Annotated in this window: 26 protein-coding genes; 16 read left to right on the top strand and 10 right to left on the bottom strand. The window is 65.4% G+C overall.

What is annotated here, in order from left to right; all coding sequences use genetic code 11:
• Positions 1-20 precede the first annotated feature (20 nt).
• Entirely contained in the window at positions 21-218 is a 198-nt protein-coding gene (locus MOE34_RS25595; protein ID WP_431522377.1) for a hypothetical protein, read from the bottom strand.
• A gap of 165 nt (positions 219-383) precedes the next feature.
• Between MOE34_RS25595 and MOE34_RS12220 the strand changes: the two genes are divergently transcribed.
• From MOE34_RS12220 to MOE34_RS12185, 8 genes are all read left to right on the top strand, one after another.
• Positions 384-575: a hypothetical protein gene (locus MOE34_RS12220; RefSeq protein WP_242217233.1), complete on the top strand. Its 192-nt coding sequence runs from the start codon at positions 384-386 to the stop codon at positions 573-575.
• 196 nt (positions 576-771) lie between these two features.
• The gene (locus MOE34_RS12215) at positions 772-1,791 is read left to right on the top strand and encodes an amino acid ABC transporter substrate-binding protein (protein ID WP_242217231.1); all 1,020 of its coding nucleotides are present in this window, start codon (positions 772-774) and stop codon (positions 1,789-1,791) included.
• A gap of 81 nt (positions 1,792-1,872) precedes the next feature.
• Complete coding sequence (locus MOE34_RS12210) at positions 1,873-3,021, top strand: amino acid ABC transporter permease (RefSeq protein WP_242217229.1); 1,149 nt, start codon at positions 1,873-1,875, stop codon at positions 3,019-3,021.
• A gap of 1 nt (position 3,022) precedes the next feature.
• Positions 3,023-4,117 carry an amino acid ABC transporter permease gene (locus tag MOE34_RS12205; protein ID WP_242217228.1) on the top strand — a complete coding sequence of 365 codons (1,095 nt, stop codon included), beginning with the start codon at positions 3,023-3,025 and terminating at the stop codon, positions 4,115-4,117.
• Positions 4,110-5,555, top strand: coding sequence for an amidohydrolase family protein (locus MOE34_RS12200; protein ID WP_242217226.1), 1,446 nt, complete (start codon positions 4,110-4,112; stop codon positions 5,553-5,555). The genes MOE34_RS12205 and MOE34_RS12200 overlap by 8 nt, the downstream gene beginning before the upstream one ends.
• A gap of 72 nt (positions 5,556-5,627) precedes the next feature.
• On the top strand, positions 5,628-7,217 hold the full coding sequence (locus MOE34_RS12195; RefSeq protein ID WP_242217224.1) for a sensor histidine kinase: 1,590 nt from the start codon (positions 5,628-5,630) through the stop codon (positions 7,215-7,217).
• Positions 7,214-7,810, top strand: a complete 597-nt coding sequence (locus tag MOE34_RS12190) for a response regulator transcription factor (protein WP_242217222.1) — start codon at positions 7,214-7,216, stop codon at positions 7,808-7,810. The genes MOE34_RS12195 and MOE34_RS12190 overlap by 4 nt, the downstream gene beginning before the upstream one ends.
• A 109-nt stretch (positions 7,811-7,919) precedes the next feature.
• Positions 7,920-8,405, top strand: a complete 486-nt coding sequence (locus MOE34_RS12185; protein ID WP_242217220.1) for a GlcG/HbpS family heme-binding protein — start codon at positions 7,920-7,922, stop codon at positions 8,403-8,405.
• A 69-nt stretch (positions 8,406-8,474) separates the two neighbouring features.
• On the opposite strand, the gene MOE34_RS12180 is transcribed toward MOE34_RS12185, so the two are convergent.
• Both MOE34_RS12180 and MOE34_RS12175 read right to left on the bottom strand, forming a co-directional pair.
• Entirely contained in the window at positions 8,475-9,134 is a 660-nt protein-coding gene (locus tag MOE34_RS12180; protein ID WP_242217218.1) for a glutathione S-transferase family protein, read from the bottom strand.
• Positions 9,135-9,210: 76 nt separating this feature from the next.
• The gene (locus MOE34_RS12175) at positions 9,211-9,354 is read right to left on the bottom strand and encodes a hypothetical protein (protein ID WP_242217216.1); all 144 of its coding nucleotides are present in this window, start codon (positions 9,352-9,354) and stop codon (positions 9,211-9,213) included.
• A 165-nt stretch (positions 9,355-9,519) separates the two neighbouring features.
• On the opposite strand from MOE34_RS12175, the gene MOE34_RS12170 reads away from it, so the two are divergent.
• The 5 genes from MOE34_RS12170 (at position 9,520) to MOE34_RS12150 (ending at position 14,604) form a co-directional block, all read left to right on the top strand.
• A complete protein-coding gene (locus MOE34_RS12170) occupies positions 9,520-11,157 on the top strand; it encodes a phosphoethanolamine transferase (protein WP_242217214.1) in 1,638 nt (545 codons plus the stop codon).
• Positions 11,158-11,254: 97 nt separating this feature from the next.
• Positions 11,255-11,911 carry a response regulator transcription factor gene (locus tag MOE34_RS12165; RefSeq protein WP_242217212.1) on the top strand — a complete coding sequence of 219 codons (657 nt, stop codon included), beginning with the start codon at positions 11,255-11,257 and terminating at the stop codon, positions 11,909-11,911.
• Positions 11,908-13,254 carry a sensor histidine kinase gene (locus MOE34_RS12160; protein ID WP_242217209.1) on the top strand — a complete coding sequence of 449 codons (1,347 nt, stop codon included), beginning with the start codon at positions 11,908-11,910 and terminating at the stop codon, positions 13,252-13,254. Before MOE34_RS12165 ends, MOE34_RS12160 begins: the two co-directional genes overlap by 4 nt.
• A 166-nt stretch (positions 13,255-13,420) precedes the next feature.
• Positions 13,421-13,642, top strand: a complete 222-nt coding sequence (locus tag MOE34_RS12155) for a hypothetical protein (protein ID WP_242217207.1) — start codon at positions 13,421-13,423, stop codon at positions 13,640-13,642.
• 185 nt (positions 13,643-13,827) lie between these two features.
• On the top strand, positions 13,828-14,604 hold the full coding sequence (locus MOE34_RS12150) for an SDR family oxidoreductase (RefSeq protein ID WP_242217205.1): 777 nt from the start codon (positions 13,828-13,830) through the stop codon (positions 14,602-14,604).
• A gap of 3 nt (positions 14,605-14,607) precedes the next feature.
• On the opposite strand, the gene MOE34_RS12145 is transcribed toward MOE34_RS12150, so the two are convergent.
• Together MOE34_RS12145 and MOE34_RS12140 are read right to left on the bottom strand one after the other, a co-directional pair.
• Positions 14,608-14,862 (bottom strand): hypothetical protein, encoded by a 255-nt coding sequence (locus MOE34_RS12145; RefSeq protein ID WP_242217203.1) that lies wholly within the window; start codon positions 14,860-14,862, stop codon positions 14,608-14,610.
• A 57-nt stretch (positions 14,863-14,919) separates the two neighbouring features.
• Positions 14,920-15,777 carry a LysR family transcriptional regulator gene (locus MOE34_RS12140; RefSeq protein WP_242217201.1) on the bottom strand — a complete coding sequence of 286 codons (858 nt, stop codon included), beginning with the start codon at positions 15,775-15,777 and terminating at the stop codon, positions 14,920-14,922.
• A gap of 128 nt (positions 15,778-15,905) precedes the next feature.
• On the opposite strand from MOE34_RS12140, the gene MOE34_RS12135 reads away from it, so the two are divergent.
• The 3 genes from MOE34_RS12135 to MOE34_RS12125 are packed head-to-tail and all read left to right on the top strand — an operon-like array spanning position 15,906 to position 21,636.
• Positions 15,906-18,356: a GcvT family protein gene (locus MOE34_RS12135; protein ID WP_242217199.1), complete on the top strand. Its 2,451-nt coding sequence runs from the start codon at positions 15,906-15,908 to the stop codon at positions 18,354-18,356.
• Positions 18,353-20,800, top strand: coding sequence for a GcvT family protein (locus MOE34_RS12130; protein WP_242217197.1), 2,448 nt, complete (start codon positions 18,353-18,355; stop codon positions 20,798-20,800). The genes MOE34_RS12135 and MOE34_RS12130 overlap by 4 nt, the downstream gene beginning before the upstream one ends.
• On the top strand, positions 20,800-21,636 hold the full coding sequence (locus tag MOE34_RS12125; protein WP_242217195.1) for an isocitrate lyase/PEP mutase family protein: 837 nt from the start codon (positions 20,800-20,802) through the stop codon (positions 21,634-21,636). The genes MOE34_RS12130 and MOE34_RS12125 overlap by 1 nt, the downstream gene beginning before the upstream one ends.
• Position 21,637: 1 nt before the next feature.
• On the opposite strand, the gene MOE34_RS12120 is transcribed toward MOE34_RS12125, so the two are convergent.
• The 5 genes from MOE34_RS12120 to MOE34_RS12100 all read right to left on the bottom strand — a co-directional run bounded on the left by MOE34_RS12120 (position 21,638) and on the right by MOE34_RS12100 (position 26,487).
• Entirely contained in the window at positions 21,638-22,153 is a 516-nt protein-coding gene (locus tag MOE34_RS12120; protein WP_242217193.1) for a hypothetical protein, read from the bottom strand.
• Positions 22,154-22,288: 135 nt separating this feature from the next.
• Positions 22,289-23,716 (bottom strand): gamma-aminobutyraldehyde dehydrogenase, encoded by a 1,428-nt coding sequence (locus tag MOE34_RS12115; RefSeq protein ID WP_242217191.1) that lies wholly within the window; start codon positions 23,714-23,716, stop codon positions 22,289-22,291.
• A gap of 23 nt (positions 23,717-23,739) precedes the next feature.
• Positions 23,740-24,555 (bottom strand): ABC transporter permease, encoded by an 816-nt coding sequence (locus MOE34_RS12110; protein ID WP_242217189.1) that lies wholly within the window; start codon positions 24,553-24,555, stop codon positions 23,740-23,742.
• A complete protein-coding gene (locus MOE34_RS12105) occupies positions 24,545-25,495 on the bottom strand; it encodes an ABC transporter permease (protein ID WP_242217186.1) in 951 nt (316 codons plus the stop codon). The genes MOE34_RS12110 and MOE34_RS12105 overlap by 11 nt, the downstream gene beginning before the upstream one ends.
• On the bottom strand, positions 25,492-26,487 hold the full coding sequence (locus tag MOE34_RS12100; protein ID WP_242217185.1) for an ABC transporter ATP-binding protein: 996 nt from the start codon (positions 26,485-26,487) through the stop codon (positions 25,492-25,494). The genes MOE34_RS12105 and MOE34_RS12100 overlap by 4 nt, the downstream gene beginning before the upstream one ends.
• Between the last annotated feature and the right edge of the window lie 140 nt (positions 26,488-26,627).

Below are 26,627 nucleotides of genomic sequence, written 5' to 3'. Positions count from 1 at the left end.
GGCGCCTTTCCCGGCAATCTTCAGAAATTCAGGAACTGCTCCGGGTTGCGGCGCGCGCGCATGAGCAGGTCCAGCTCCCGCTTGGAGGGGCCGAACTTGTCGAACAAGCGCCTGGCCTCCTGTTCCGGCAGGTCATAGGCCATGCGAAAGACTTCCACCGTGTAACGTTCCCCCGATAGGCGGCGATGGTCGGGGAAGAGCTTGGATTGGTGCGGCATCTGCGATCACGCCCGAATGTCCTTGACGATACGGGAACCGGCGAGGGCGGCGATTGTTCCGGATAAATTCGGGAAATTGGGGCTTGCGTCCCGGCGCCGCCGGGCGGTTGCGGAGAAATCCGGCAGTGCATGGCGGGCGGTGCGCCGCCGGGCCGCGGATAGCGTATGACAGAAGCGGGGCCGGAACATTCGCGCTCTGACCCCGCCTTCCGGGAGAAATTTCCAAAAGTATCCAATTTCGAGCGTGGATTGTATGCCGCGCTGATCGAAAGATATATTTCTAAGGCCATCTTATTAGTTTGGCCGGCTCATTTTGCGGTTGCTAACACAATTGTTGCGCTGCAAATTCAAGGTTGATGCCCATCGTACATGGCATCATGACCATTGTACATGGTCGCTTTCGCTGGATTGTCCACATTCTATATCAGAAAGTGTTGATGATGCATTTTTTGCATTGTACACAATCATTGCGGTCTGATGGATCGTGACAAGGCGGCCGGCTGCTGGAGGGCGGTGGGGTGTCCTGTCCAACAACACCCATGGGAGGGGAAGCATGAAACAGGCACTTCTTTCGATTTGCGCCGCCGCGCTCGGTCTCGCGATCGCCGGCCAGGCCTCGGCCGCCGGCACGCTGGAAACCGTCAAGGCGCGCGGCAAGCTCATCTGCGGCGTTTCGCTGACGGTGCCGGGTTTTGCGGCGCCCGACGACAAGGGCCGCATGCAGGGCTTCGACGTCGATATCTGCCGCTCGATCGCCGCTGCCCTGTTCGGCGATGGCGAGAAGGTCGATTTCGTTCCGACCAACATCAACACGCGCTTCCAGGCGCTGCAGTCCGGCGAGATCGACGTCCTGTCGCGCCAGACGACGCACACTTTCTCGCGCGATGCCTCGCTCGGTCTCGATTTCGGCCCGACGGTCTTCTATGACGGCCAGGGCCTGATGGTGCCGAAATCGCTTGGCGTCACCAGCGCCAAGGAACTGACGGAAGCGGCGATCTGCACCCTGCCGGGCACCACGACGGCGCAGAACATTTCGGACTTCTTCGCCGCCATCAACGGCAAGTTCGAGCTGGTCGTCTTCGAAAGCCCGGACGAGAACCGCGCAGCTTTCTATTCCGGCCGCTGCGAGGCGATCACCTCGGACCGCTCGGACCTCGCCTCGATCCGCTCCGTCGCCAACAACCCGGACGACTACATCGTCCTGCCGGAGACGATCTCCAAGGAGCCGCTCGCGCCGGCCTTCCGCCAGAACGATTCCAACTGGGGCGACATCGTTTCCTGGTCCGTCTGGCTGCTGATGGCTGCCGAGGAAAAGGGCATCACCCAGGCGAATGTCGACGAGAAGCTGAAGAGCGAGGACCCGGACGTACAGCGCATGCTGGGCGTCACCGAGGAACTCGGCAAGATGCTCGGCCTCGACAACAAGTGGGGCTACAACATCATCAAGAGCGTCGGCAACTACGGCGAGGTCTTCGATCGCAACGTGGGCGAGGGCACCAAGCTCGGCCTGACGCGCGGCCCGAACGCGCTCTGGAACAAGGGTGGCCTGATCTTCTCGCCGCCGATCCGTTGATCGCCTCCTAGGGCGGTCTTCCGGGGCGCGCGCATGGCGGTGCGCGTGCCCCCACTTTCCCGACATCGGTGGCGAGGTTTCATGGCTTTCCTGCATGACATGCGCTTTCGCGCCTATTTCTATCAGATCGTGGCGATTGGTTTCGTGGCCCTTGTCGGCTGGACCCTCTTCTCCACGGCGAGCGCCAACCTCGCCAAGCAGAACATCGCGACGGGCTTCGACTTCCTGACGCGACCGGCCGGCTTCGTCATCACCGAGGCGGCCATCGCCTTCGAGCCGACCGATACGGTCGGCCGGGCCATTCTCGTCGGCATTGCCAACACCGTGAAGGTCTCGCTGCTCGCGGCGATCTTCGGCACCGTTCTCGGGCTTGCGGTCGGCATCGCGCGCATGTCGCACAATCCGCTGCTGGCACGCCTCGCGCTCGTCTATGTCGAGCTTCTGCGCAATGTGCCGCTGCTGCTCTATCTCTTCCTCTGGTATTCGCTGATCATTCTCACCCTGCCGCCGGTCAAGCAGGCGCTGAACCTGTTGCCGGGCGTCTATCTCTCCAACAGCGGCCTTGTCGTGCCCGCGGCGCTCGTCGAAAGCGGAGGGCTTGCGCTTCTCGCCTGCCTCGTCGGCGGCGCGGTCGCGGCGCTCGTCATCCGCAATGTGGCGACGAAGAAGCGTGTCACGACCGGCCAGTCGAACCATGGCGGTCTCATCGCGCTCGCCGCGCTTGTCGGCCCCGCGCTGCTGCTCTGGCTGGCCGGCGGCGTCGCTATCGACTGGGATTTCCCGACGGCGGGAAAATTTCGCCTGACGGGGGGGCTGCATGTGCGGCCGGAATTCGTGGCGCTGCTCTTCGGCCTCGCGCTCAGCGTTTCGGCCAATGTCGCGGAAATCGTGCGCGCCGGCATCCAGGCCGTCAACAAGGGGCAGTGGGAAGCCGCCGCCGCGCTTGGGTTGCCGCGTGGCAAGACCATGCGGCTCGTTGTGCTGCCGCAGGCGCTGCGCATCATCATCCCGCCGCTCACCAACACCTATCTCACCGTCTTCAAGAACAGTTCGCTGGCGATCGCCATCGGCTACCCGGACCTCGTCACCGTCTCGAACATCGTGATGAACCAGACCGGGCAGGCCATGGAAACGATCGCGATCTTCATGGGCGTCTATCTCGCCCTCTCGATCGCCATCTCGCTTCTGATGAACTGGTACAACGCGCATGTCGCGCTGAAGGAGCGTTGATATGACCGACGTTCAGGCTCTCGTCCTCGCCCCGCCGCAGCCAGCCCCCGCCGCCGCGCGTGGCGGAAAATTCTCCGCCTATTTCGGCACGCCCGGCAATACGCTGATCAGCCTTGCCTCCATCGCCGCCATTCTTTTCATCGTGAAGCTCGCCCTCGACTGGCTGGTCGTCGATGCCGTGTTCTCCGGCGACGGCGCGGTGTGCAAGGCGGCGAGCGGGGCCTGCTGGCCCTTCGTGGCGCAGAAGCTGCGCTACATGCTCTTCGGCTTCTATCCCTATGACGAGCAATGGCGGCCGATGCTGGCGCTGCTCCTGCTTTTCGGCGCCTGCCTCTTTTCCATGATGCCGCGCTTCTGGAGCCGCAAGCTGCTCTTCGCCTGGATCGTCGTCATCCTGCCGGCGCTCTACATCCTCATGGCCGGCGGTGTCCTCGGCCTGACGCCGGTGCCGACGACGAGCTGGGGCGGCCTGCCGCTCTCCTTCACGCTCTCCTTCATCGGGCTGACGCTCGCCCTGCCGCTTGGCATCGTGCTGGCGCTCGCGCGTGCCTCGAACCTGCCGGCGATCCGCGTGCTTGCGGTCGGCTTCATCGAGATCGTGCGCGGCGTGCCGCTGATCAGCATCCTCTTCATGGCGACGGTCATGCTGCCGCTCTTCATGCCCGAGGGCACGACCATCGACAAGCTGTTGCGCGCGCAGGTGGCGATCATCCTCTTCGCCTCTGCCTATATCGCCGAGATCGTGCGTGGCGGCTTGCAGGACGTGCCGGCCGGGCAATACGAGGCGGGCAAGTCGCTCGGCCTGCATTACTGGCAGATCATGCGCAAGATCGTTCTGCCGCAGGCGCTGAAGAAGGTCATTCCGCCGATGGTCGGCCTCTTCATCGGCTTCTTCCAGGATACGACGCTCGTCACCATCGTCGGCCTCGTCGATTTCCTCGATACCGTCCGCTCCGCCATCCGCGATCCGGAATGGCAGGGCATCGCGGTGCTGGAAGGCTATCTCGTCGCCGCCGCCGTCTATTTCACCTTCAGCGCCTTGATGGGCGCCTACAGCCGCTTCCTCGAAGCGCATTTCAGGACGACCCATGCCTAACGTCACCGTCATCCGCAATGCCCGCACTGTCGTCGCCTATGACGAGGCGACCGGCGGCCACGCTTATATGCAGGACGCCGACGTCGCCTTCGACGAAACCGGCTTCCTGCATGTCGGCGGCCGTTACGAGGGGCCGTTCACTCAGGAGATTTCCGGCTACGACCGCATGATCCTGCCGGGTTTCGTCAATGTGCATTGCCATTCCGGCGAGGAGCCGATTTCCAAGAGTTTTTTCGAGGACCAGGGAACCGCCGCCCTCTGGGGGCAGGCGATGTACGAATATTCGACGCTCATCGAGATCAGCGACGACGCGGTGAAGGCCGCGCTCACCGTCATGCTCGGCGACCTCCTGCGCAGCGGCGTCACCACCTTCGTCGATATCGCCGGCCCGCATGAATGCTGGTTGCCGACGCTGGCCGAAAGCGGTGCGCGCGCCTATGTCGCCCCCGGCTTCCGTGAAGCGCAGTGGCATGTGGAAGACAGCCACCGCCTCGATTTCCGTTGGGATACCGCCCGCGGCCGCGAGGCCTTCGCCCGTGCGCTCGAAACTGTCGATGCGGCTGAGGCCCATCCCTCCGGCCGTCTCGGCGGCATCGTCGCCCCGGCGCAGGTCGAGACCTGCTCGCCCGAACTGCTGCAGGAAGCGGCGGAGGCCGCGCGCAGCCGCAAGGTGCCGATCACCATCCACGCCGCCCAGACCATGGCCGAGCACGAGGAGCTGCTGCGCCGCCACGGCCTCACCGCCGTGCAGTATCTCGAAAAGCTCGGCATCCTCGGCCCGGATCTCATCCTCGGCCATTGCATCTTCATCGACAGTCACCGCTGGACGCGCCAGCGCACGGCGGACGATCTCGGCCGCCTTGCGGCAAGCGGCACGAGCGTTGCCCATTGCCCCGTCACCTTCGCGCGCAGTGGCATGATCCTGCAATCGGTCGGCCGCTACCGGCGCAGCGGGGTCAACGTGGCGCTCGGCACGGACAGTTATCCCTTCAACATGCTGGAGGAGATGCGCACGGCGCTGATCAACGCCCGCATCGCCGCCGGCACGGTCTTCGACGTCTCGACCGCCGATATTCTCGACGTCGCGACGCTGGCTGGTGCGAAAGCCCTCGGCCGCAGCGATATCGGCCGCATCGCGAAGGGTGCGAAGGCGGATTTCTCGGTTGTCGATCTTAAGCACCCCGGCATGCAGCCGGTCTATGACCCGCTGCGCAACCTCCTGCACTGCGCCGCCGAGCGCGCGGTCGCGGCCGTCTATGTCGACGGCGCCTGCGTCATGGAGAACGACCGGCCGACGCGGGTCGATTATGACGGCGCTCTTGCGGAATTGCAGGCGGTGCAGGATTTCGCGGTGCGCCATTTCCAGGCGAACGATCCCCGCGGCCGCTCCGCCGCGGCGCTCGCCCCGCTCTCGCTGCCGGTGCTGCCGCATCCGTGATGCTGCGGATCGCCAACGGGTGGGGGACGTCCTATGATGCGCCTCCCGAACCCTGACCCGGCCGCACCGCCTATGCATCGACGCCTGACCTTTCTCCGTTCCTCGGCCGCCCTTGCCGGCGGCTGGCTGTTGCTGCTGGCGGCTTTCGGCGTCTATTCCGCGACGAGCCATTGGCAGGCCTTCGAGCAGGAAGTGTCGGAAAGCGGCCGCGCCTTGCAGCGGGCGATCTCCCAGCGCGTCGCCCAGCACGATGCGCACCTGACCGGTCTCAGCGCCCTCGGCCTCGCACAGGCGCAGCCATCGGAGGATTTCGACCTTGTCGCCAAGTCGATCCTGCGCTTCTACCCCCGCATCGTCGCCATCGACCTCGTGCGTCTTCCGTCAGGCACGTCGCCTGATGTCGTCAGTTCGGCGACATCAGGCGATGGCTCGACCGTCGATCCCGCGCAGGTCTCCCGGGCCGTGGACATGCTCACTCCCGGCAAGGCGGCCTATGGTGCGGATGCCAAGCCCGGCCATTACCGGGTGATGAAGCGCATGAACGAGACGATGGCCGTCAGCCTCGATATCGACGGTGCGAAGCTGGTCGAGGGCGAGGAATTGCCGCGCTGGGCGACGCTGCGTTTGTCCACGGCCGAGGGCCTCCTGCTCGAAACCGGTGTGAAGCAGCCCGCATCCGAAGGCTTTCTCGCTCGGACGGTCAGTTTCGACGCGTCGATCGTCAGCGCCACCCAGCCGCTCCGGCTCTCCCTGCAACGCCATGTCACGCTGGCGCAACTCCTGCCGCCGCTGCCTTTCGCGCTCTTTGCCGCCATCTCGCTTGCCGGCCTCGTCCTTGTGCGCTCGCTCCTGAAGCACCGGCAGGATGCCGCCTTGGCGCGCGAGGCGGCGGATGCCGCGTCCCGGCGCGAGGCGCTGCGCCAGCACGAGACGAAGCTTGCCCATGCGCTGCGCATCAACAGCATGGGCGAGATGGCCTCCGGCATCGCCCATGAACTCACCCAGCCCTTGACGGCACTGCTCAGCCAGAGCCAGGCGGGACGGCGCATCGCCGCCGCGAACGGCCTGACGGATACCCCAATCGACACCGTTCTTGCCGCCAATGTGCAGCAGGCCAAGCGCGCCGCCGATATCCTGGTGCGCCTGCGCGCCTATGTGGGCAAGAGCGCGCTGGAGGCCGGCGTGCACGATCTCGGCCGCCACGTCGCCGATATCGTCGCCCTCTCGCGCATCGACCTCGACCGGCGCGGCATCGCGCTCGATGTAGCCGTTCCGGAGGCTCCGGCTCTGGCGCGCATCGATCCCGTCGAGATCGAGCAGGTCATCCACAACCTGATCCGCAACGCCGCCGATGCCGTAGAGCAGGCGGGCAGGGCGGACGGCCGAGTGCGGGTCTTGCTGACGCCGGCAGGGCCGGGTTACGAGATCATCGTGTCCGACAACGGCGTGGGTATCGCGCCGGATATCCTGCCGCGCCTCTTCGAGCCGTTCTTCTCCAGTAAGCCCGATGGCATGGGCCTCGGGCTCAGCCTTTGCGAAAGCATCGTCGAGCGCTTCGACGGCAGCATCTCGGCCGGTAACGGGGTGAAGGGAGGCGCGGTCTTCACCGTGCGCCTGCCGGCGGCACAGGATAGGCAGGAACGGGAGGAGGCAGCGGAATGACGATGGCGCCGGTCTATCTGGTCGATGACGACGAGGGGGTGCGCAGCGCCCTGTCGCTGCTTCTCGGCACCTACGGTATCCGCATCGAGACCTTCGGCGATCCCACCGCCTTCCTCGCGCGTGCGCCGAAACTGAAGCCGGGTGTGCTGCTGCTCGACCTGCGCATGCCGGCCATCACCGGCCTGCAACTGCACGAAAGGCTCGCCGCCATCGGCTGCGACTGGCCCACCATCATCTGCACCGGCCATGGCGACGTGCATGCCTGCCGCCGGGCCTTCAAGGCGGGCGTCGTCGATTTCCTCACCAAGCCCATCGACGAGCAGGTGCTGATCGAAGCCCTGCAGCAGGCTTCCGGCGCGCTCGACGTGCATGCGGAGAAGGCCGAGGCGGTGAAGCTGGTGGCGCAGCTCACCGATCGCGAGCGCGAGGTGCTGGACATGGTCGGGCGCGGCTGGTCGACGAAGGAGATCGCCGACAGCCTGCAGCTGTCGCCCCGCACCGTGGATACGCACCGGGCCAATATCGCCCAGAAACTCGGCACGACCTCGGTCGCCGAATTCGCGCGCCTCGCCCTGATCGGGCAGGCTCCGTAATCCTACGGACCCCGCTCCGTCCGTCCACCGATACCGCGGAAAGCGAAAATCTCCGAAAAGAAGGGCGTCGCCGCAAACGAAATCGAGCGGCCCTCAGATGGAGATCAACATGAAGACGTTCGTTGCCACCGCTTTTGCCGCCCTTACCCTCGCCGGCGCCGCCAATGCCGAGATCCTGACCGAGCGCAACATGCCGCTCGACATCGCCGTCGAAGCTGCCGACGCCGCCGTGAAGGCCTGCGCTGCCAAGAAGTTCAACGTGACGGTCGCCGTCGTCGACCGCGCCGGCACCACCCGCGTCGTCCTGCGCGCCGACCGCGCCGGCCCGCATACGCTCGACAGCGCCATCCGCAAGGCCTACACGGCTGCTTCCTTCCGTACGCCGACCCAGAAGATCGCCGAAAACGTCGGCAAGAACCCGGCTGCCGCCGAGCTTGTCTCGATCGACCGCCTGCTGGTGCTCGCCGGTGGCGTTCCGGTCAAGGCCGGTGAAGAGACGATCGGCGCCATCGGCGTCGGCGGTGCGCCGAGCGGCGACATCGACGACGAATGCGCCCGCGCCGGCATCGAAGCCGTCAGCGCAAAGCTGAAGTAAGCGCTACGCTTGTTCGCAAAACCCCGGCATCGCGAGATGCCGGGGTTTTCGTTGTGGGGATGCGAAGGGTTAGTCGCGGTCCGGCGCGCCGAGCGGGAAGAACTTGCGGAAGGGCCGGGCCTCGTCGACCGCGCGGGCGAAGGAGGGGCGGGCGAGCAGGCGCTTGCGATAGGCGTGCACATTGGCGAAGGCCGGATCGATGGCATGCGTCCAGTCCGCATAGAAGAGGAACGGGCCTGCGCCGCAGTCGGCTAGCGAGAAGGCATCGCTCGCCGCCCATTCCCGGCCTTCCATGTGGCGGTCGAGCCAGGCATAGGCGCGCTCCAGCATGTCGCGCGCCTCCGTGACGCCGCAGGGATCGCGGTCCGCCTCCTGCCGGATGGCGTTGAAGACGATCCTCTGCTGCGGCGTCGAGATGTAGTTGTCGAAGAAGCGGTCGAGCATGCGCACCTCGATGGCCGCCGCCGGATCGTCGGGGATCAGCTTCACCGGACCCGGATAGTGCAGGCCGAGATACTCGATGACGATGCTCGCCTCGACGATGGTGCGGCCGCCGTCGACGAGGATGGGGAAACGCTTGATCGGCCATCGCGCCTCGAAGTCGGCCAGCGTCCCGGCGTCTGTGTGATCGAGAAGGCGGTATTCGAAATCGGTGCCGTTCTCGTAAAGCGCCGTCAGCGCCTTCTGGCAGTAGCTTGAAAAGGGATGTGCATAGAGAACCGGTTTCATGGCGACCTCCGTGACGAATGTCCATTGGTCGCAAATCCGCTTGCGAAATGCAATCGGATTTTGACGTGGGCCGCTGTCAGCCGGCCCGCTTCATGAACGCCCGTTGCAGATCCTCGTTGTGCGCCCTGGCAAACTGGTTCTGGGCGAGGGGGATCGCCAGGACCAGCAGAACCAGGGCTGTCACGAACAGCGCGCCCGGGTTGAAAAGCCGTACTTTCACGCATCACCTCATCGTCTCTCGCATCCTTCATGAACGTCGAAGCTGACTCTGGGCTGAACGTCGCGGCGGCTTCGTTCAGGCGGCTGTCAGCTTGCCCCGGCAGGGAAAGGGCAAGATGGCGGGCTGCCGTGGCGGCCTCGCCCCATGCCGTGAAAGGACTATTCCATGCGCGAAGGAACCGGCCGTATCTCCCTGTGGCGGCCCGAACTCGGCAGCGTCGCCGTCAGCGTGCTGACGGCGCTTTATCTTCTCGCCCTCACCAACTGGAGCTTCTGGTCGAAGGGATGGCGCTATCTGGAGGGAAGGCCGACCACCTTCGCTTCCATCGCTATCGGCGTCGCCTGCCTCTATGTCGCGCTCTGTGTCGCCGTCTCGCTGAAATATGTGATGAAGCCGCTCTTCATGACGCTCATCCTGACAAGCGCTGCCGGCGCCTGGTTCATGGACCGTTTCGGCGTCATCATCGATATCGAGATGATCCGCAACGCGGCAGAGACGAACAGCGCCGAGGCCGGCCATCTCATAACGCCCGGCTTCGTGCTGCACATGCTGGCCTATGGCCTTCTGCCCTGCCTCCTCCTTCTCTGGGTGAAGGTCCGCCATCGTCCGTTCCTCGGCAAGGTGCGCGGCAATCTCGCCGTCATCGCGCCCGCGCTCGTCCTCGCGCTCGTCGCCGGCCTGTCGCATGCCCGCGTCTATGCCTCGGCCGTGCGGGCGCATCACGACTGGTTCGAGACGCTGAACCCCTTCGTGCCGCTCGTCACCGCCGTCCAGTTCGCCGCCGGTCAGTCGGTGGATGCGAATGTGGTGGCCGCGCCGCTCGGCGCGGATGCCAGGGTGGCGGATGCGCCGCTCGGCGAGCGCAAGCCGCGGCTGATGATCGTCGTTGCCGGAGAGACGGCGCGCGCCGACAATTTCTCGCTCGGCGGCTACGGGCGCGACACCAATCCGGAACTGGCCGGGAAGGATATCCTCTACTTCCCCGACACGACGAGTTGCGGCACGGCCACGGCCGTCTCGCTGCCCTGCATGTTCTCCGTCTATACCCGCTCCGAATATACCCACCGCAAGGGCCTTTCGACGGAAAACCTGCTCGACGTGCTTTCCCATGCCGGCGTCGATGTCGAGTGGTGGGACAACAACACCGGCGACAAGGAGATCGCCAGGCGCGTGACGGCGCGGTCGCTGATCAAGGACGGCAACCCTGCCTATTGCGCGAAGGGCGAATGCCGCGACCAGGTGCTGCTCGACGCGCTGGACGCGCGGATCGGTTCGATCGACAAGGACACCGTGCTGGTGCTGCACCAGATCGGCAGCCATGGCCCGGCCTATTACGAGCGCTATCCCGAGGAATACCGGCGCTTCAAGCCGGATTGCCGCAGCGCCGAGTTCTCCGACTGCACCAAGGAGGAGATCGTCAACGCCTATGACAACACCATCGCCTATACCGACCATATCCTTGCCAGCGTCATCGACCGGCTGGAAAAGCAGCAGGATCGCCTCGACGTGTCGATGCTCTACATGTCGGACCACGGTGAATCTCTCGGCGAACTCGGCCTCTACCTGCACGGCGCGCCCTACATGATCGCGCCGTCCGAACAGACCCACGTGCCCTTCGTGCTGTGGCTCGGCAAGGATGCGAAGGCGGCCTATTCCGCCGCGTGCCTCGCCGACGAGACGAAGGCGGCGCAGTCGCACGACAATCTCTTCCATAGCGTGCTCGGAATGATGCGCGTGCAGACCAACGTCCGGGATCCGGCGCTCGATCTCCTGTCTCCCTGCCGGCTCGGTGCGATTTCCTGAGGGAAAGGCACGGGTGGAAACGGGGCCTAGCCCCATGTATTGTCCGGGATCGAAGGGTGGCGGCGGACAGGCCGCCGGCACAGGGAGCGCCGGGCATTTGAGAGTTCTGCTGATCGAGGACGATGCCGTACTGGGCGAGGCCGTGCGCGACTACGTGGCCGGTCTCGGCCATGCCGTCGACTGGATGCAGACGTTGACCGACGCCCGCGCCGCGTCCGGCACGGTGGACTATGACCTCGTGCTGCTCGACCTGCGCCTGCCGGACGGCAGCGGTCTTTCGCTGCTGACGGAGCTGCGCCGGGCGGGCGTTGCCACGCCCATCATCATCCTGACGGCGCACGACCAGATTTCCGATCGGATCGAGGGGCTGAACAGCGGGGCGGACGATTATCTCGTCAAGCCGTTCAACCTTGGTGAACTCGGCGCGCGCATGCTGGCCGTCGCCCGGCGCTATGCGGGCGCAGCGCTTCCCGTTCTGGAGGCGGGGCCGCTGACCATCCAGCTCGCCGACCGGCGGGTGCTGCGCGAGGGCGAGGCCGTGGATCTTTCCAGCCGCGAATGGGCGGTGCTGGCGCGGCTCGCGGCACGGCCCGACGCTATCGTCTCCAAGGGGCAGATCGAGGAGGCGCTCTACGCCTTTGGCTCGGAAATCGAGAGCAACACCGTGGAGGTCTATGTCAGCCGGCTGCGCAAGAAGCTCGGCAAGGACTGCGTGGAGACCCTGCGCGGCATCGGCTACAGGCTCGGCCGATGAGAGTGTTCCGTAGCCTTGCCGGCCAGCTCATGCTGTGGATCACGGCGACGATCACGCTGCTCTGGCTGCTCGCGGTCGCCTTCGGTGCCTTCGTCATGCATGACGAATTCGGCGAGATCTTCGACAGTGCCCTGCAGGAAACGGCCGAGCGCCTGGTGCCGCTCGTCGCCGACGATCTCCTGCGGCGCAGCGACCTCACCACCCCGCGCCGCGTCGAAGCCATCCGGGCGCCCTCCGAAGAGGAATACCTGACCTATCAGGTGCGCGATGCGACGGGCCGGGTGCTGCTGCACTCGCATACGGCGGTTGCCGCCCCCTTCGACGCGCCGCTGAAGGTGGGCTTCTGGCAGAGCGCGACCGGCCGCATCTATACGGCCGCGACGGAGGACGGCGAGATCTTCGTGCAGGTGAAGGATTCCGCCGCCGAGCGCCGGGAGGCGACGGTGGAAGGCTCGCTCGCCCTGCTGCTGCCGGTCTTGCTCATCGTGCCGGTCACCATCGCGGCGGTCTGGTTCGTCGTGCGCCGTGTCCTTGCGCCGGTCGAGACGCTGCGCGCGGCGATCGGCGAGAAGGACGGCGGCAACCTTGCCGCCATCGATGCGGCAGGCCTGCCGCTGGAGCTGCGGCCGATCCTGCGCTCGGTCAACCTGCTGCTCGCGCGCCTGCGCGCCGTGCTCGCCGCCGAGCGGGAGTTCACCTCCAACAGCGCCCACGAGCTGCGCACGCCGATTGCTGGCGCGCTGGCGCAGACCCAGCTCCTGCTGGCCGAATTGAAGGAGGCGCCGGTGCGCGCCCGCGCCCAGCAGGTCGAGGCCTCCCTGCAGAAATTGACCCGGCTGACGGAAAAGCTGCTTCAGCTCGCCCGCGCCGAGGCGGGCATCGGCGTGACCGAAACCACCTTCGACCTTGCCGATGTCGTCGGCGTGGTGGTGACCGATTTCCAGCGCGCCTCCGACGATGCCGGGCGCATCCGCCTCCGCAACGCGCTTGCCGGTCCGTCGCTGCGCGAAGGCACCGCGGATGCCTTCGCCATCGTGCTGCGCAACCTGGTCGAGAACGCGCTTCTGCACGGGCAGGCGGGCGAGCCGGTGGACATCGTGCTCACGCCTGCGGGCAACCTCACCATCCGCAATGCGGCGTCGCCCATGAGCGAGGCGGAGCTGGCGGCGGTGCGCAAGCGCTTCTCGCGTGGGCGGACGGCTGCGCCCGGTTCGGGCCTTGGCCTTTCCATCGCCGACCGCTTGCTGGCGCAGATGCGGGCGAGCCTCGTCCTCACTTCTCCCGTGCCCGGGCAGGCCGATGGCTTCCAGGCGGAGATCGTGTTTCCGGTCGCAGCCGGCTAACTATCGGCAGCGCTTGCATTTTCCTTGAACAGCCCGGTTTTCCGGCATTCCTCTCCGGCTTTTTGCCGGGGAGAGGCTCATATTTTTCGGCGTTCATGTGAGAAATGTGTGGCATTATGCCGCATTTTGTGGTTTTATGTGAGTATAATCAAAAATGGTGGGGAACATGGGTCGCAAACCAGAAGAATACGCGCGGCTTTTGGCCAGCGCGCTTTGCAAGCTGCATTCGGCGGAGATCCGGGGGGCTTCGCCGCTGGTGTCTGACGACAGCCTTCGCGTGATCACCGAGACCTTGACAATCGCGATGGCCGATGCCCGGAAAATTCATGTCCAGCAGGAGCTTGCGGCGATGAACGAGCGCCGTGAACTCACCCTTCTGCATTCCTGATCATAAGCTTGTGGCGCGGGTTTGTACTGCGTTAGCGTCAACGACATGTCATGATCATGGAGCCGCCGCCCGAAGCCGCGTACCCTGGCTTCGGGCGGTCTATTCCTGTCTTGCGGGTGACTTTGCCGGCGTGGCGCGATAGGTCCTGTCAGGGCCTATCGCATCGATTCTGGGAGGAACCTGACATGACGGACTGGGGCAGGACCGGCAAAGGCAAGATCGCACTGGTGACCGGCGGGGGAACGGGCATCGGGCTTGCGGTCGCCCGCGGCCTCAGCGCGGAAGGCTATGGCGTCGTCATCACCGGGCGACGGCTTGCCGTCCTGGAAAAGGCGGCGGCCGAGATTTCAGCCGAGACGAGCAATCCTGTCCGGGGCATCGCCTGCGATGTGGGTGATCCGGCGCAGGTTTCTGCGGCCTTCGCCGAGGTGAAGCGGCAGTTCGGCCGCCTCGACGTGCTCGTCAACAATGCCGGCTCCAATGTCTCGCCGGCGCTGCTGGAGGACATTCCCTTCGAGGAGTGGTCGAGCATCCTAGCGGCGAACCTTACCGGCGCGTTCCTCTGCACCCAGCAGGCCTTCCGCATCATGAAGGACCAGACCCCGCGCGGCGGGCGCATCATCAACAACGGCTCGATTTCCGCGACGACGCCGCGTCCCAACTCCGCACCCTATACCGCGACGAAACACGCCATTACCGGCCTTACCAAGTCGACGGCGCTCGACGGGCGCAAATACGACATCGCCTGCGGCCAGATCGATATCGGCAACGCGGCGACGGATATGACGGCGAAGATGAATGGTGGCGTTTTGCAGGCCAATGGCGAGATCGCCCCGGAACCGACCATGTCGGTCAGCCATGTTGCCGATGCGGTGGTCTACATGGCCAGCCTGCCGCTCGACGCCAACGTTCTCACCATGACGGTGATGGCGACGACGATGCCGCTCGTCGGTCGGGGATAGGCCTTACCGGCGCGGCTCGCCGCCTTCGGCATACACCGTCTTCTGCTGGAACTTGAAGACATGGCCGCAGCGGCAGCGGATCATATGCTTGTCGGGATACTTGGAGGGCCGTTCGGTGAGGAAGCCGTGCGGCAGGGAATCCACCTTGAAATCCGGGTGCGCGCGGGTCGGCATGTCGTCCTCGGAGACTTCCGCATAGCCGGCATTGCCGCACATGGCGCATTCGAGTTTGCGCGAGTAGCGGTCGCGGGCGGCCATGGAGCACTCCTTCATCGGATTCGGGTTCGCCGTTAATAGGCATCGGCCCGGCCGGTTTCAAGGATTCGATGCGGCCAGCAGCGCCTGAAGGGCGGCGATGATGCGGCGGTGCTGGTGGGCGTGGCGGGTGCGCACGTTGACCGCTGCGTAGACCGGCTGGGCGATGGGTTCCGCACCTTCCACGCGTTTTGCCGCGCCGCTCTGCGCCAGTCGCGCGGCATCCGCTGCCGTCACGAAGGCCGAGCCGCCGAGTTTCTGCATCAGCGCGAGGATTGCGGTCGTCTCGCCGCTGGCGATGGGGGCGGTGGAAAGGCCGGGATAGGCCTGCCGGTGCAGCCGGTCGAAGGCGGGGGAATAGACTGCCTGGATATAGTCTTCCGGCCTCACTTCCTCGATGCGGCTCACCCGGTTGCTCACCATCTCGTAGCGCACCTCGCCGATACGCTCGTAATAGAGATCGGGCAGGTAGTGCGGGGTGAAGAGGATGGCAAGGTCGAGGTCGCCGGCCCCGAGGTCTCGGTTCATCTGGTTGGAATAGTCGACCTCCAGATAGATCGAGGTGCCCGGCAGTTCCTTGCGCACCTCCGCCAGCCAGTCGCCGGCATAGTGGGCGGCAAGGTCGTGTTGCAGGCCGAGGCGCATGGAGCGCTCGTAGGCGCCCGCCGTTTCCACCGCGCGTGAGGCCTCGTGCCATTGGTGCTGCAGGGCCTTGGCATGGTCGAGGAAGCGCAGGCCCGCAGCCGTCGGCTGGGTGCCGCCCTTGTTGCGCGAAAAGAGTTTTCGCGCGAACAGCGCCTCCAGCGCGTTGATGCGATGCGTGACCGTCGATTGCGTGATGTTCAGCCGCTCCGCCGTGCGGTTGAAATTGCGCGTTTCCATCAGGTCGAGGAATGTCTCAATCAGGGCAATCTGCATGAACGCGCCGTATTTTCTCAATATTTGACAATAGTCTAATCGGCATCCTCGATTAATAAAGCGAAATCCTCCGCTTGTCCCCCGGCGCTTTGGTTGCCACAAATCCCCGTCGAAGAAGGGGAGTAAGAATGTCCGCACTGCCAAGCCATGCCCGTGTCGTCATCATCGGTGGAGGCGCTGTCGGCGCATCCGCCCTCTATCATCTGGCCAAGGCCGGATGGACCGATTGCGTGCTGCTCGAGAAGAACGAGCTGACCGCCGGCTCGACATGGCATGCCGCCGGCAACGTGCCGACCTTTTCCTCCTCCTGGTCGATCATGAACATGCAGCGCTACTCCGCCTCGCTCTACCGGGAGCTTGGCGAGCTGGTCGACTATCCCATGAACTACCACGTCACCGGTTCGATCCGCCTCGGCCATTCGAAGGAACGGTTGCAGGAGTTCAAGCGCGTCGTCGGCATGGGCCGCTATCAGGGCATGGACCTCGACATCCTGACGCCCGACGAGATGCGCGGCAGGTATCCGTTCCTCGAAACGCACGACCTCACCGGCGCGCTTTACGATCCCAATGACGGCGACATCGACCCCGCGCAGCTCACGCAGGCGCTTGCCAAGGGCGCGCGCGACATGGGCGCGAAGATCTTCCGCTTCTGTCCCGCCACCGGCGCGCGGCGCGAGGGGGAGGAGTGGGTTATCTCCACGCCGCAGGGCGAAATCCGCTGCGAGAAAGTGGTCAACGCCGCCGGCTACTATGCCCGCGAGGTGGGCAAATGGTTCGGCCGCGACGTGCCGATGATGGTGATGAGCCATCAGTACATCCTCTTCGAGGAAATTCCCGAGCTTGCCGCATGGTCGCGGGAGGCCGGGCACAAGCTGCCGCTCCTGCGCGACGTGGATTCATCCTATTATCTCCGCCAGGAGAAGACGGGCATGAATCTCGGCCCCTATGAGCGGAACTGCAAGGCGCATTGGGTGACGCCTGACGATCCGATGCCGGACGATTTCTCCTTCCAGCTCTTCCCCGATGATCTTGACCGCCTCGAATGGTATCTCAACGACGCCGTCGAGCGCGTGCCGATCCTCGGAACGGCCGGCCTGTCGCGCATGATCAACGGCCCCATCCCCTATGCGCCGGACGGCAACCCGCTGATCGGCCCGATGCCGGGCGTGCCGAATGCCTTCGAGGCCTGCGTCTTCACCTTCGGCATCTGTCAGGCGGGCGGGGCCGGCAAGGTGCTGGCGGAATGGGTCACGGAAGGCGAGACGGAGTGGGACATGTGGTCCTGCGATCCGCGCCGCTACACGAGCTTTGCCGCCGACAAGGACTATTGCATCGCCAAGGGCATGGAAATCTACGGCCACGAATATGCAATGCACTTCCCCAAGCATGCATGGCCGGCGGGCCGGGACAGGAAGCTCTCGCCGATCCACGACCGCATCAAGGCGCTCGGCGGCCAGTTCAAGCCCTACAACGGCTGGGAGCGCGCCAACTGGTATGCGAAGCCCGGCGACGATCTTTCGGAAGAATCCACCCAGACCTGGAACCGTGAGGGGCCGTGGCGCCCGCGTATCGAAGAGGAGTGCCGCGCCGTCACCGAGGCCGCCGGCATCCTCGACCTTCCCGGCTTCTCCCGCTTCCGCGTGAAGGGTGAGGGCGCGACGGCGTGGCTCTCCTCGCTCATCACCGGCAAGGTGCCGAAGCCCGGCCGTATCGGCCTTGCCTATTTCTCCGACGACAAGGGCCGCATCGTCACGGAAATGTCCGTCATGATGCTGGACGAGGACTTCTTCTTCCTCATCACCGCCGCGACCGCCCAGTGGCACGATTTCGAATGGCTGACGAAGCATCTGCCTGACAATGCCGCCTTCACCATCGACGACGTGACGGACGGCTTCTCCTGCCAGATTCTTTCCGGCCCGAATTCCCGCGCCATCCTCGCCGATGTGTCCGATGCTGACCTTTCCAAGGGCTGGCTGACGCACCAGAGCTGCCAGATCGCCGGCCGCTGGTGCCAGCTCGTGCGCGTCTCCTTCGCCGGCGAACTCGGCTGGGAAATCCATACGAAGATCGAGGACACCGCCGCCATCTTCGATGCCGTCTGGGCAGCAGGGCAGACGCATGGCCTGAAGCCTTTCGGCATGGAGGCGCTCGACAGCTTGCGCATCGAGAAGGGCTACCGCGCGTGGAAGGGCGACCTTTCGACCGACTACACGATCCTGCAGGGCGGCCTCGACCGTTTCGTCGACTGGACCAAGCCCGACTTCAAGGGCAAGCCGGCGCTAGAGCGCGAGAAGCAGCAGGGCGTCACCAAGCGCTTCGTGACGCTGACGGTGGAAGCCGGCGAATGCGACGCGCCCTACATGTCGACGCTCTGGCACGGCGGCAAGGTCGTCGGCGAGACGACCTCTGGCAACTGGGGCTACCGCACCGGAAAATCCATCGCGCTCGGTATGCTGCGCGCCGACCTTACCGTGCCCGGCACGGAAGTCGAGGTGGAAATCTACGGCGACCGCTTCAAGGCGACCGTCCAGCCGGACGGCCCGCTCTTCGACCCCAACAATGAAAGACTGCGCGCATGACGAAGCCCATTCCCTCCAAGGCGAGAGCCGTCATCATCGGTGGCGGCGTCTCCGGCTGCTCGGTCGCCTATCACCTCGCCAAGCTCGGCTGGACGGATGTGGTGCTGCTGGAGCGCAAGCAGCTCACGTCAGGCACGACATGGCACGCCGCCGGCCTCATCGGCCAGCTCCGCGCCTCGCAGAACATGACGCGCCTCGCCAAATATTCCGCCGACCTCTACGTCAAGCTCGAGGCCGAGACTGGCATCGGCACCGGCATGCGCCAGTGCGGCTCGATGACCGTGGCGCTCACCGAGGAGCGTAAGGAGGAGATCTACCGCCAGGCCTCGCTCGCCCGCGCCTTCGATATCGACGTGCGCGAGATCAGCGTGGACGAGGTGAAGGGGCTTTATCCGCACCTCAACACGGCGGATGTGAAGGCCGCCGTGCATCTGCCGCTCGACGGCCAGTGCGACCCCGCCAACATCGCCATGGCGCTTGCCAAGGGCGCGCGGCAAAACGGCGCGAGGGTCATCGAGAACGTCAAGGTGACGTCGGTGCTGACGAAGGACGGCCGGGTGACGGGCGTTGCCTGCGAGCAGAACGGCGAGACCTTCACCATTGAGACCGACAATGTCGTCAATGCCGCCGGCATGTGGGGGCGCACGCTCGCCGACATGTCGGGCGTCACGCTGCCGCTGCATGCCTGCGAGCATTTCTACATCGTCACCGAGCCGATCCCGAACCTCCAGCGCCTGCCGGTGCTGCGCGTGCCGGACGAGTGCACCTATTACAAGGAGGACGCCGGCAAGATGCTGATCGGCGCCTTCGAGCTGAAGGCCAAGCCCTGGGGCATGGACGGCATTTCGGAAGACTTCTGCTTCGACCAGCTGCCGGAGGATTTCGACCACTTCCAGCCGATCCTCGAAAACGCCATCAACCGCATGCCGATGCTGGAGACCGCCGGCATCCACACCTTCTTCAACGGCCCGGAGAGCTTCACGCCCGATGACCGCTACTATCTCGGCGAGGCCCCGCAGCTGAAGGGCTACTGGGTCGCCGCCGGCTACAATTCCATCGGCATCGTCTCCTCCGGCGGCGCGGGCATGGCGCTCGCCCAGTGGATGAACGACGGCGAGCCGCCCTTCGATCTCTGGGAAGTCGATATCCGCCGCGCCCAGCCGTTCCAGCGGAACCGCGCCTATCTCAAGGATCGCGTCTCCGAAACGCTCGGCCTGCTCTATGCCGACCATTTCCCCTATCGCCAGATGGCGACGGCCCGCGGCGTGCGGCGCTCGCCGCTGCACGAGCACCTGAAGGCGCGCGGCGCGGTGTTCGGTGAAGTAGCCGGCTGGGAGCGCGCCAACTGGTTCGCGAAGGAAGGGCAGGAGCGGGAATACCGCTATTCGTGGAAGCGGCAGAACTGGTTCGAGAACCAGCGCGAGGAGCACCTTGCCGTCCGCAACGGCGTCGGCCTCTTCGACATGACCTCCTTCGGCAAGATCCGTGTTGAGGGTCGCGATGCGCTGGCCTTCCTGCAAAAGCTTTGCGCCAACCAGATGGACGTCGCCCCCGGCAAGATCGTCTATACCCAGATGCTCAATGCCCGCGGCGGCATCGAGAGCGACCTGACGGTGACGCGCCTTTCGGAAACCGCCTTCTTCCTCGTCGTGCCCGGCGCGACGCTCCAGCGCGACCTCGCCTGGCTGCGCAAGCACCTTGCCGACGAGTTCGTCGTCATCACCGATGTCACGGCGGCCGAAAGCGTGCTCTGCGTCATGGGGCCGAAGACACGGGACCTCATGCAGAAGGTCAGCCCCAACGACTTCTCCAACGCGCACCATCCCTTCGCGACGGCTCGCGAGATCGAGATCGGCATGGGCCTCGCCCGCGCCCACCGCGTCACCTATGTCGGCGAACTCGGCTGGGAACTCTACGTCTCCACCGACCAGACCGCCCATGTCTTCGAGGCGCTGGAAGAGGCCGGGGCCGATGTGGGGCTGAAACTCTGCGGCCTGCACACGCTCGACAGCTGCCGCATCGAAAAGGCCTACCGCCATTTCGGCCATGACATCACCGACGAGGACCACGTTCTGGAAGCCGGCCTCGGCTTTGCCGTGCGCACGAAGAAGGGCGAGTTCATCGGCCGCGACGCGGTTCTGCGCAAGCAGGAGGAGGGGCTGAAGCGCCGCATGGTGCAGTTCCGCCTCACCGATCCCGAACCGCTGCTCTTCCACAACGAGGCGCTGGTCCGCGACGGGAAAATCGTCTCCACCGTCACCTCGGGCAACTATGGCCATGCCCTTGGCGGGGCCATCGGCATGGGCTACGTTCCCTCGGAAGGCGAGAGCGAGGCGGATATCCTCGCCTCGCAATACGAGATCGAGATCGCCGGCGTGCGGGTGAAGGCGGAAGCCTCGCTCGTGCCGATGTACGATCCGAAAGCCGAAAGGGTGCGCGCCTGATGAACCTTGCCGAACGCCATCAACGGTTCCATGACCTGCACCAGTCGGGCTGCTTCGTCATCCCCAATCCGTGGGACATGGGGTCTGCCCGCATGATGGCGTCGGCCGGAGCCGCCGCGCTCGCCACCACCTCCGCCGGCTTCGCCTTCACGCTCGGCCGGCCCGATATGGGCCGGGTGACGCGCGAGGAATCGCTGAAACACGCCGAGGACATCGTGCGCGCCACGCCGCTTCCCGTCTCGGGCGATTTCGAGAACGGCTTTGCCGATGCGCCCGACGATGTCGCCGAGACGATCCGCCTTGCGGCCGAAGTCGGCCTTTCCGGCTGCTCCATCGAAGACACGCAGATGGTGGACGGGAACCCGGCCTATGCCTTCGACCTCGCGGTCGAGCGCATCCGCGCCGCCGCTGACGCCGCCCGCTCGCTCGGCCGGCCCTTCATCCTCTGCGCCCGCGCCGACGGCGTGATGAACGGCGTCTACGATCTGGATGAAGCCATCCGCCGCATTCAGGCCTTCGAAAAGGCCGGGGCGGATCTGCTCTATGTCCCGGTGCCGCCCGGCGTCGAGGAGTTGAAGCGCGTGCTCGCCTCCGTCTCGAAGCCCGTCAACGCGCTTGCCGCCGGGCCGCTGCGCCAGCTCACGGTGCCGCAGTTCGCCGATATCGGCGTGCGCCGCATCTCGCTCGGCTCGACGATCGCCCGCGTCACCCACGCGGCCATCGCCGAGCAGATGGATGCCATCCTCAAGGACGGCAGCTTTGCGAAACTCTCAGCGGCCATCTCCGGCGACACCGTCAACCGTATGCTGACGGCCGGCGCAGGCGACACGGACTGATCTAGCGTCGCGCGGCGCGCACGTCCCTTGCGCCGAAGTCGAATTTCGGCGTCGCGACGGGATTGAGGTCTATGCCCGGGAAGACGACGAAGGTGCTGAAGGGCAGGCTATCGCCCGGCAGTACGCGCAGCACGATCAGCGCGCTGTCGCGGCCGGCTTCCCGGCATGTGCCATTCGGGCAATCGGACAGCACGACATCGAGGCGGAAGGACTGCATCGGCACATCGCCCTTGTTGGCGACGGTGCCCGTGATGCGGTAGCTCGTGCGTGTCTGGCCGAGGCTCGCCTGCATATCCGAAAGCGCGACGGTCTCCTCGGTGAGGGCCGGCGCCGGGGCGGTCTCGTCCCCGGCCTCGGGAGAGGGGGAGCGCTCGTCGACGAACCAGAGCAGAATCGCGATGGCAAGGCCGATGGCCACCGTGATGGTGAGGACGGGTTCGACCCAGCTTCGGAATTGCCGGAAACGCAATGCGAGATAGAGAGTGGCCGCCGCCGCGACCGCAAATGCCCAGATCATTCAGATACTCCTGGACATGGTATAAAGCAGTTACCGGAAAAGTGCGAAGCGGTTTCAACGGGAAAGTGCAGACAAAAAATCCGGGGCGCTGGAGACGCCCCGGCAGGTAGCCGCACACAAGGGCGGCGGGGAGGATCACCCGTGATTGATCATCACATGGCGGACGGCGGTGTAGTCCTCCAGCGCGTAGATCGACATGTCCTTGCCGTAGCCCGACTGCTTGACGCCGCCATGGGGCATTTCGGTCGTCAGCATGAAGTGGGTGTTGATCCAGGTGCAGCCATATTGCAGGCGGGAGGCGGCCTTCATCGCCTTGCCGATATCCTTCGTCCAGACGGAGGAGGCGAGGCCGTAGTCGCTGTCGTTCGCCCAGCCGATGGCCTGTTCGGCATCGGAGAAGCGGGTGACGGAGACGACCGGGCCGAAGACCTCGCGGCGCACGATCTCGTCGTCCTGTGTCGCGCCGGCGACGACTGTCGGCTGGAAGAAGTAGCCGTCGTCGCTGCCGGGGCGCCCGCCCGCAGTGATTTCGATATGCTTCACCTCGGCGGCGCGCTCGACGAAGCTCGCCACCCGGTCGCGCTGGCGCTTGGAGATCAGCGGGCCGATCTCGTTCTGGGTGTCGTCCGGGTCGTTGTACTTGATGGTCGAGACGGCGGCGGAGAGGTCCGCGACCAGCTTCTCGTAGATGCCGTCCTGCGCGTAGATGCGGCAGGCGGCGGTGCAGTCCTGCCCGGCATTGTAGTAGCCGAAGGCGCGAATGCCGGAGACGACGGCTTCGAGGTCGGCGTCGTCGAAGACGACGACCGGGGCCTTGCCGCCGAGTTCCAGATGGGTGCGCTTGACGGTCTTGGCGGCGGCGGCCAGCACCTTCTTGCCGGTAGCGACGTCGCCGGTGATCGAGACCATGTTGATCTTCGGATGGTTGATCAGTGCATTGCCGACCGTCTCCCCGCGACCGAGCACGATGTTGACGACGCCTTCCGGCAGGATGTCGGCCAGGAGCTTGGCCATCTTCAGCGCCGTCAGCGGCGTCTGCTCGGAGGGCTTGAAGACGACGGTGTTGCCGCCGGCGATGGCGGGTGCGAGCTTCCAGGCCATCATCATCAGCGGATAGTTCCACGGCGCGATGGAGCCGACGATGCCGACCGGGTCGCGGCGCACCATGGAGGTGAAGCCGGGGAGATATTCGGCAGCGACGGGCGCATGCAGCGAGCGGATCGCGCCGGCGAAGAAGCGCCAGCAGTCGACGATGGCGGGCAGTTCGTCGTTGCGGGCCGCGTTGATCGGCTTGCCGCAGTTGAGGGATTCGAGCGCGGCGAAGGCGTCGGCGTCCTTCTCGATGGCGTCGGCGATGCGCAGGAGATAGCCGGAGCGTTCGGCGGGCGTGGTGGTCGCCCAGGAGACGAAGGCCTTTTCGGCGGCGTCGACGGCGGCGTCGATCTGCGCGTGGGACGCTTCGGGCAGGTCGACGATCTTGCCGCCGGTCTTCGGGTTCAGGATGTGCTCTTCCGCCTCGGTGCCGGCCTCGAAGCGCGAGCCGATCAGCATCTGGGTGTCCATGATGTTCTCCCTTGTCGTTTGGTTCATTTGCCGCCGCCGGCGACCTGGTCGCCGTCGCGGGTGAGATAGTAGGCGCCGAGGATCGGCAGGAAGGTGACGAGCACGACCACCATGGCGACGACGTTCGTCACCGGCCGCTGGCGGGGGCGCACGAGTTCCTCGAGCATCCAGATCGGCAGGGTGGATTGCTGGCCGGCGGTGAAGGTGGTGACGATCACCTCGTCGAAGGACAGCGCGAAGGCGAGCATCCCGCCGGCGAGCAGCGCCGTGCCGATATTCGGCAGGATGACGTAGCGGAACGTCTGGAAGCTGTCGGCGCCGAGGTCCATGGAGGCTTCGATCAGCGAGCCGGAGATGCGGCGGAAGCGGGCGACAGCGTTGTTGTAGACGACTACGACGCAGAAGGTCGCGTGGCCGAGCACGATGGTCCAGAACGAGAAGGGGATCTCCGCGAAGGAAAAGGCCGAGCGCAGCGCGATGCCGGTGATGATGCCGGGAAGCGCGATGGGCAGGATCACCAGCAGCGAGATCGTCTCGCGGCCGAAGAAGCGCGTGCGGGAGACGGCGGCGGCGCAGAGCGTGCCGAGCACCAGCGCGACGGCCGTCGAGATCGACGCGACGCGGACGGAAAGCCCCATCGCCTCCCAGACATCCGGCCGGTTCCAGGCAACGGCGAACCATTGCAGCGTATAGCCCGGCGGCGGGAACTGGTAGCTCTTCTCCTCCGTGGTGAAGGCATAGAGGAAGATGAGCAGGATCGGCAGGTGCAGGAAGGCAAGGCCGGCGCCGGCCGCGATCTTCAGGCCGAGCGGGGCGGAGGTGTTCTTGTCAGAGCGCATCGAAGGCTCCCTGTCGCTTGGCCATCCAGAGATAGAGGCCCATGATGACGATCGGCACGACGGAGAAGGCGGCGGCCAGCGGGATGTTGCCGGCCGTGCCCTGCTGGGCATAGACCGCCTGGCCGATGAACAGCCGCGACGAGCCGATGATCTGCGGAATGATGTAGTCGCCCAGTGTCAGCGAGAAGGTGAAGATCGAGCCGGCGATGATGCCGGGCAGCGCCAGCGGGAAGAGCACGTAGCGGAAGGTCTGGCCGGGATTGCCGCCGAGATCGGCGGACGCCTCGATCAGGTTACCGGGCACGCGCTCCAGCGAGGCCTGGATCGGCAGGATCATGAAGGGCATCCAGACATAGATGAAGACGATGAAGGTGCCGGTGTAGCTGATGGAGAGCGAGGAGCCGCCGACGACCGGAAGGGCAAGCCACGCATCGAGCAGCCACAGCAGGTGCAGCTTGGCGAAGAACCAGGTGAGGATGCCTTCCTTGGCGAGGATCAGTTTCCACGCATAGATTTTCACGAGGTAGCTCGACCACAGCGGCAGCATGACGCCGAGATAGAAGATGACCTTCCATTTTCCCTTGGCGTAGCGCGCCGCATAATAGGCGATGGGGAACGCGATGATCGCCGAGGCGAGCGTCACCAGCACGGCCATGAGCACGGTGCGCAGGATGATGTCGAAGTTCGACGGGATGAGGAGCTGCCGGTAGGTGGCGAGCGTGAACTCGTAATTGATCAGCCCGGAAAAATCGTCGATCGAGAAGAAGCTCTGCAGGAGCAGCGCGAAGAGCGAGCCAAGATAGATGACGCCGAGCCAGAGGAGCGGCGGCGTCAGCATCAGGAGCAGCAGGATGCCCGGATTGCGCCAGAAGAAATCCGAAAGCCGTCCGAAGACGCCCTGCCGGCGCGCGAGGATGGAGGTGTCGGTGACGGTGCTCATTGGGCGCCGTCCATGGTGTGCAGGTCCTGCGGCAGGAAGGAGAGGGTGACGGTCTCGCCCTCGGCCGGAACTGTGATGGAGGCCGGCAGCATGGCGGCGATGCGCGCGCCGTTCGCCTCCACCGTGACGCGGTTCGCCGCGCCGAGGAAGCTTGCCGCCGTGACGCGGCCGGAAAACTGCTTGCGGCCCGGACCGTCGCCGAGCGCGATGTCCTCCGGGCGCAGGCTGGCATAGTGTTTTCCATATCCGAGGCCATCCACGAAGTCCGGCGGCAGCACGTTGGAGGAGCCGACGAAATCGGCGACGAAGCGCGTCTGTGGCCGCTTGTAGACCTCTTCCGGCGTGCCGAGCTGCTGAATCTTGCCGTCGCTGAAGACGGCGATGCGGTCGGCCATCGACAGCGCCTCGCCCTGGTCATGCGTGACGAAGACGAAGGTGATGCCGAGGGATTTCTGGAGCGATTTCAGCTCTTCCTGCATCTGCTCGCGCAGCTTGAGATCGAGCGCGCCGAGCGGTTCGTCGAGGAGGAGAACGCGGGGGCGGTTGACGAGCGCTCTTGCGAGCGCCACGCGCTGGCGCTGGCCGCCGGAGAGCTGGCCGGGCCGGCGCGTGCCGTAGCCGGGCAGCTTCACCATGGCGAGCGCCTCTTCCGCCGCCTTCAGCCGCTCGGCCTTGCCGACGCCCTTGACCATCAGGCCATAGGCGACGTTTTCCAGGATCGAGAGATGCGGGAAGAGGGCGTAGTCCTGGAACACCGTGTTGACGTTGCGCCGGTAGGGCGGCACGCCCTCCGCCGTTTCGCCGAAGATCTCGATATGGCCGGAGGTCGGCTGCTCGAAGCCGGCCATCAGGCGCAGGCAGGTCGTCTTGCCGGAGCCGGACGGGCCGAGCATGGCGAAGAACTCGCCCTCGGCAATGGCGAGATCCACGCTGTCGACGGCGCGCACGGCGCCGAAGTGGCGGGATACTTGCTGGAACAGGACGGCGGTCATGGGGGCTCCCGGTGTTGGTCTTGGGCGATGGGCGTTTGTATGAGCGCCAATCGTAAAAGGTTCATGGGCAGGAAAACGGCGCGTCTATCCAATCTCCCCCCTTGAGGGGGAGATGCCCGGCAGGGCAGAGGGGGGGGAAG

Source organism: Shinella zoogloeoides, assembly GCF_022682305.1.
GTDB lineage: Bacteria > Pseudomonadota > Alphaproteobacteria > Rhizobiales > Rhizobiaceae > Shinella > Shinella zoogloeoides_B.
The sequence above is the reverse complement of the archived record's forward strand: the minus strand, read 5'-3'. Positions and strand labels throughout refer to the sequence as shown.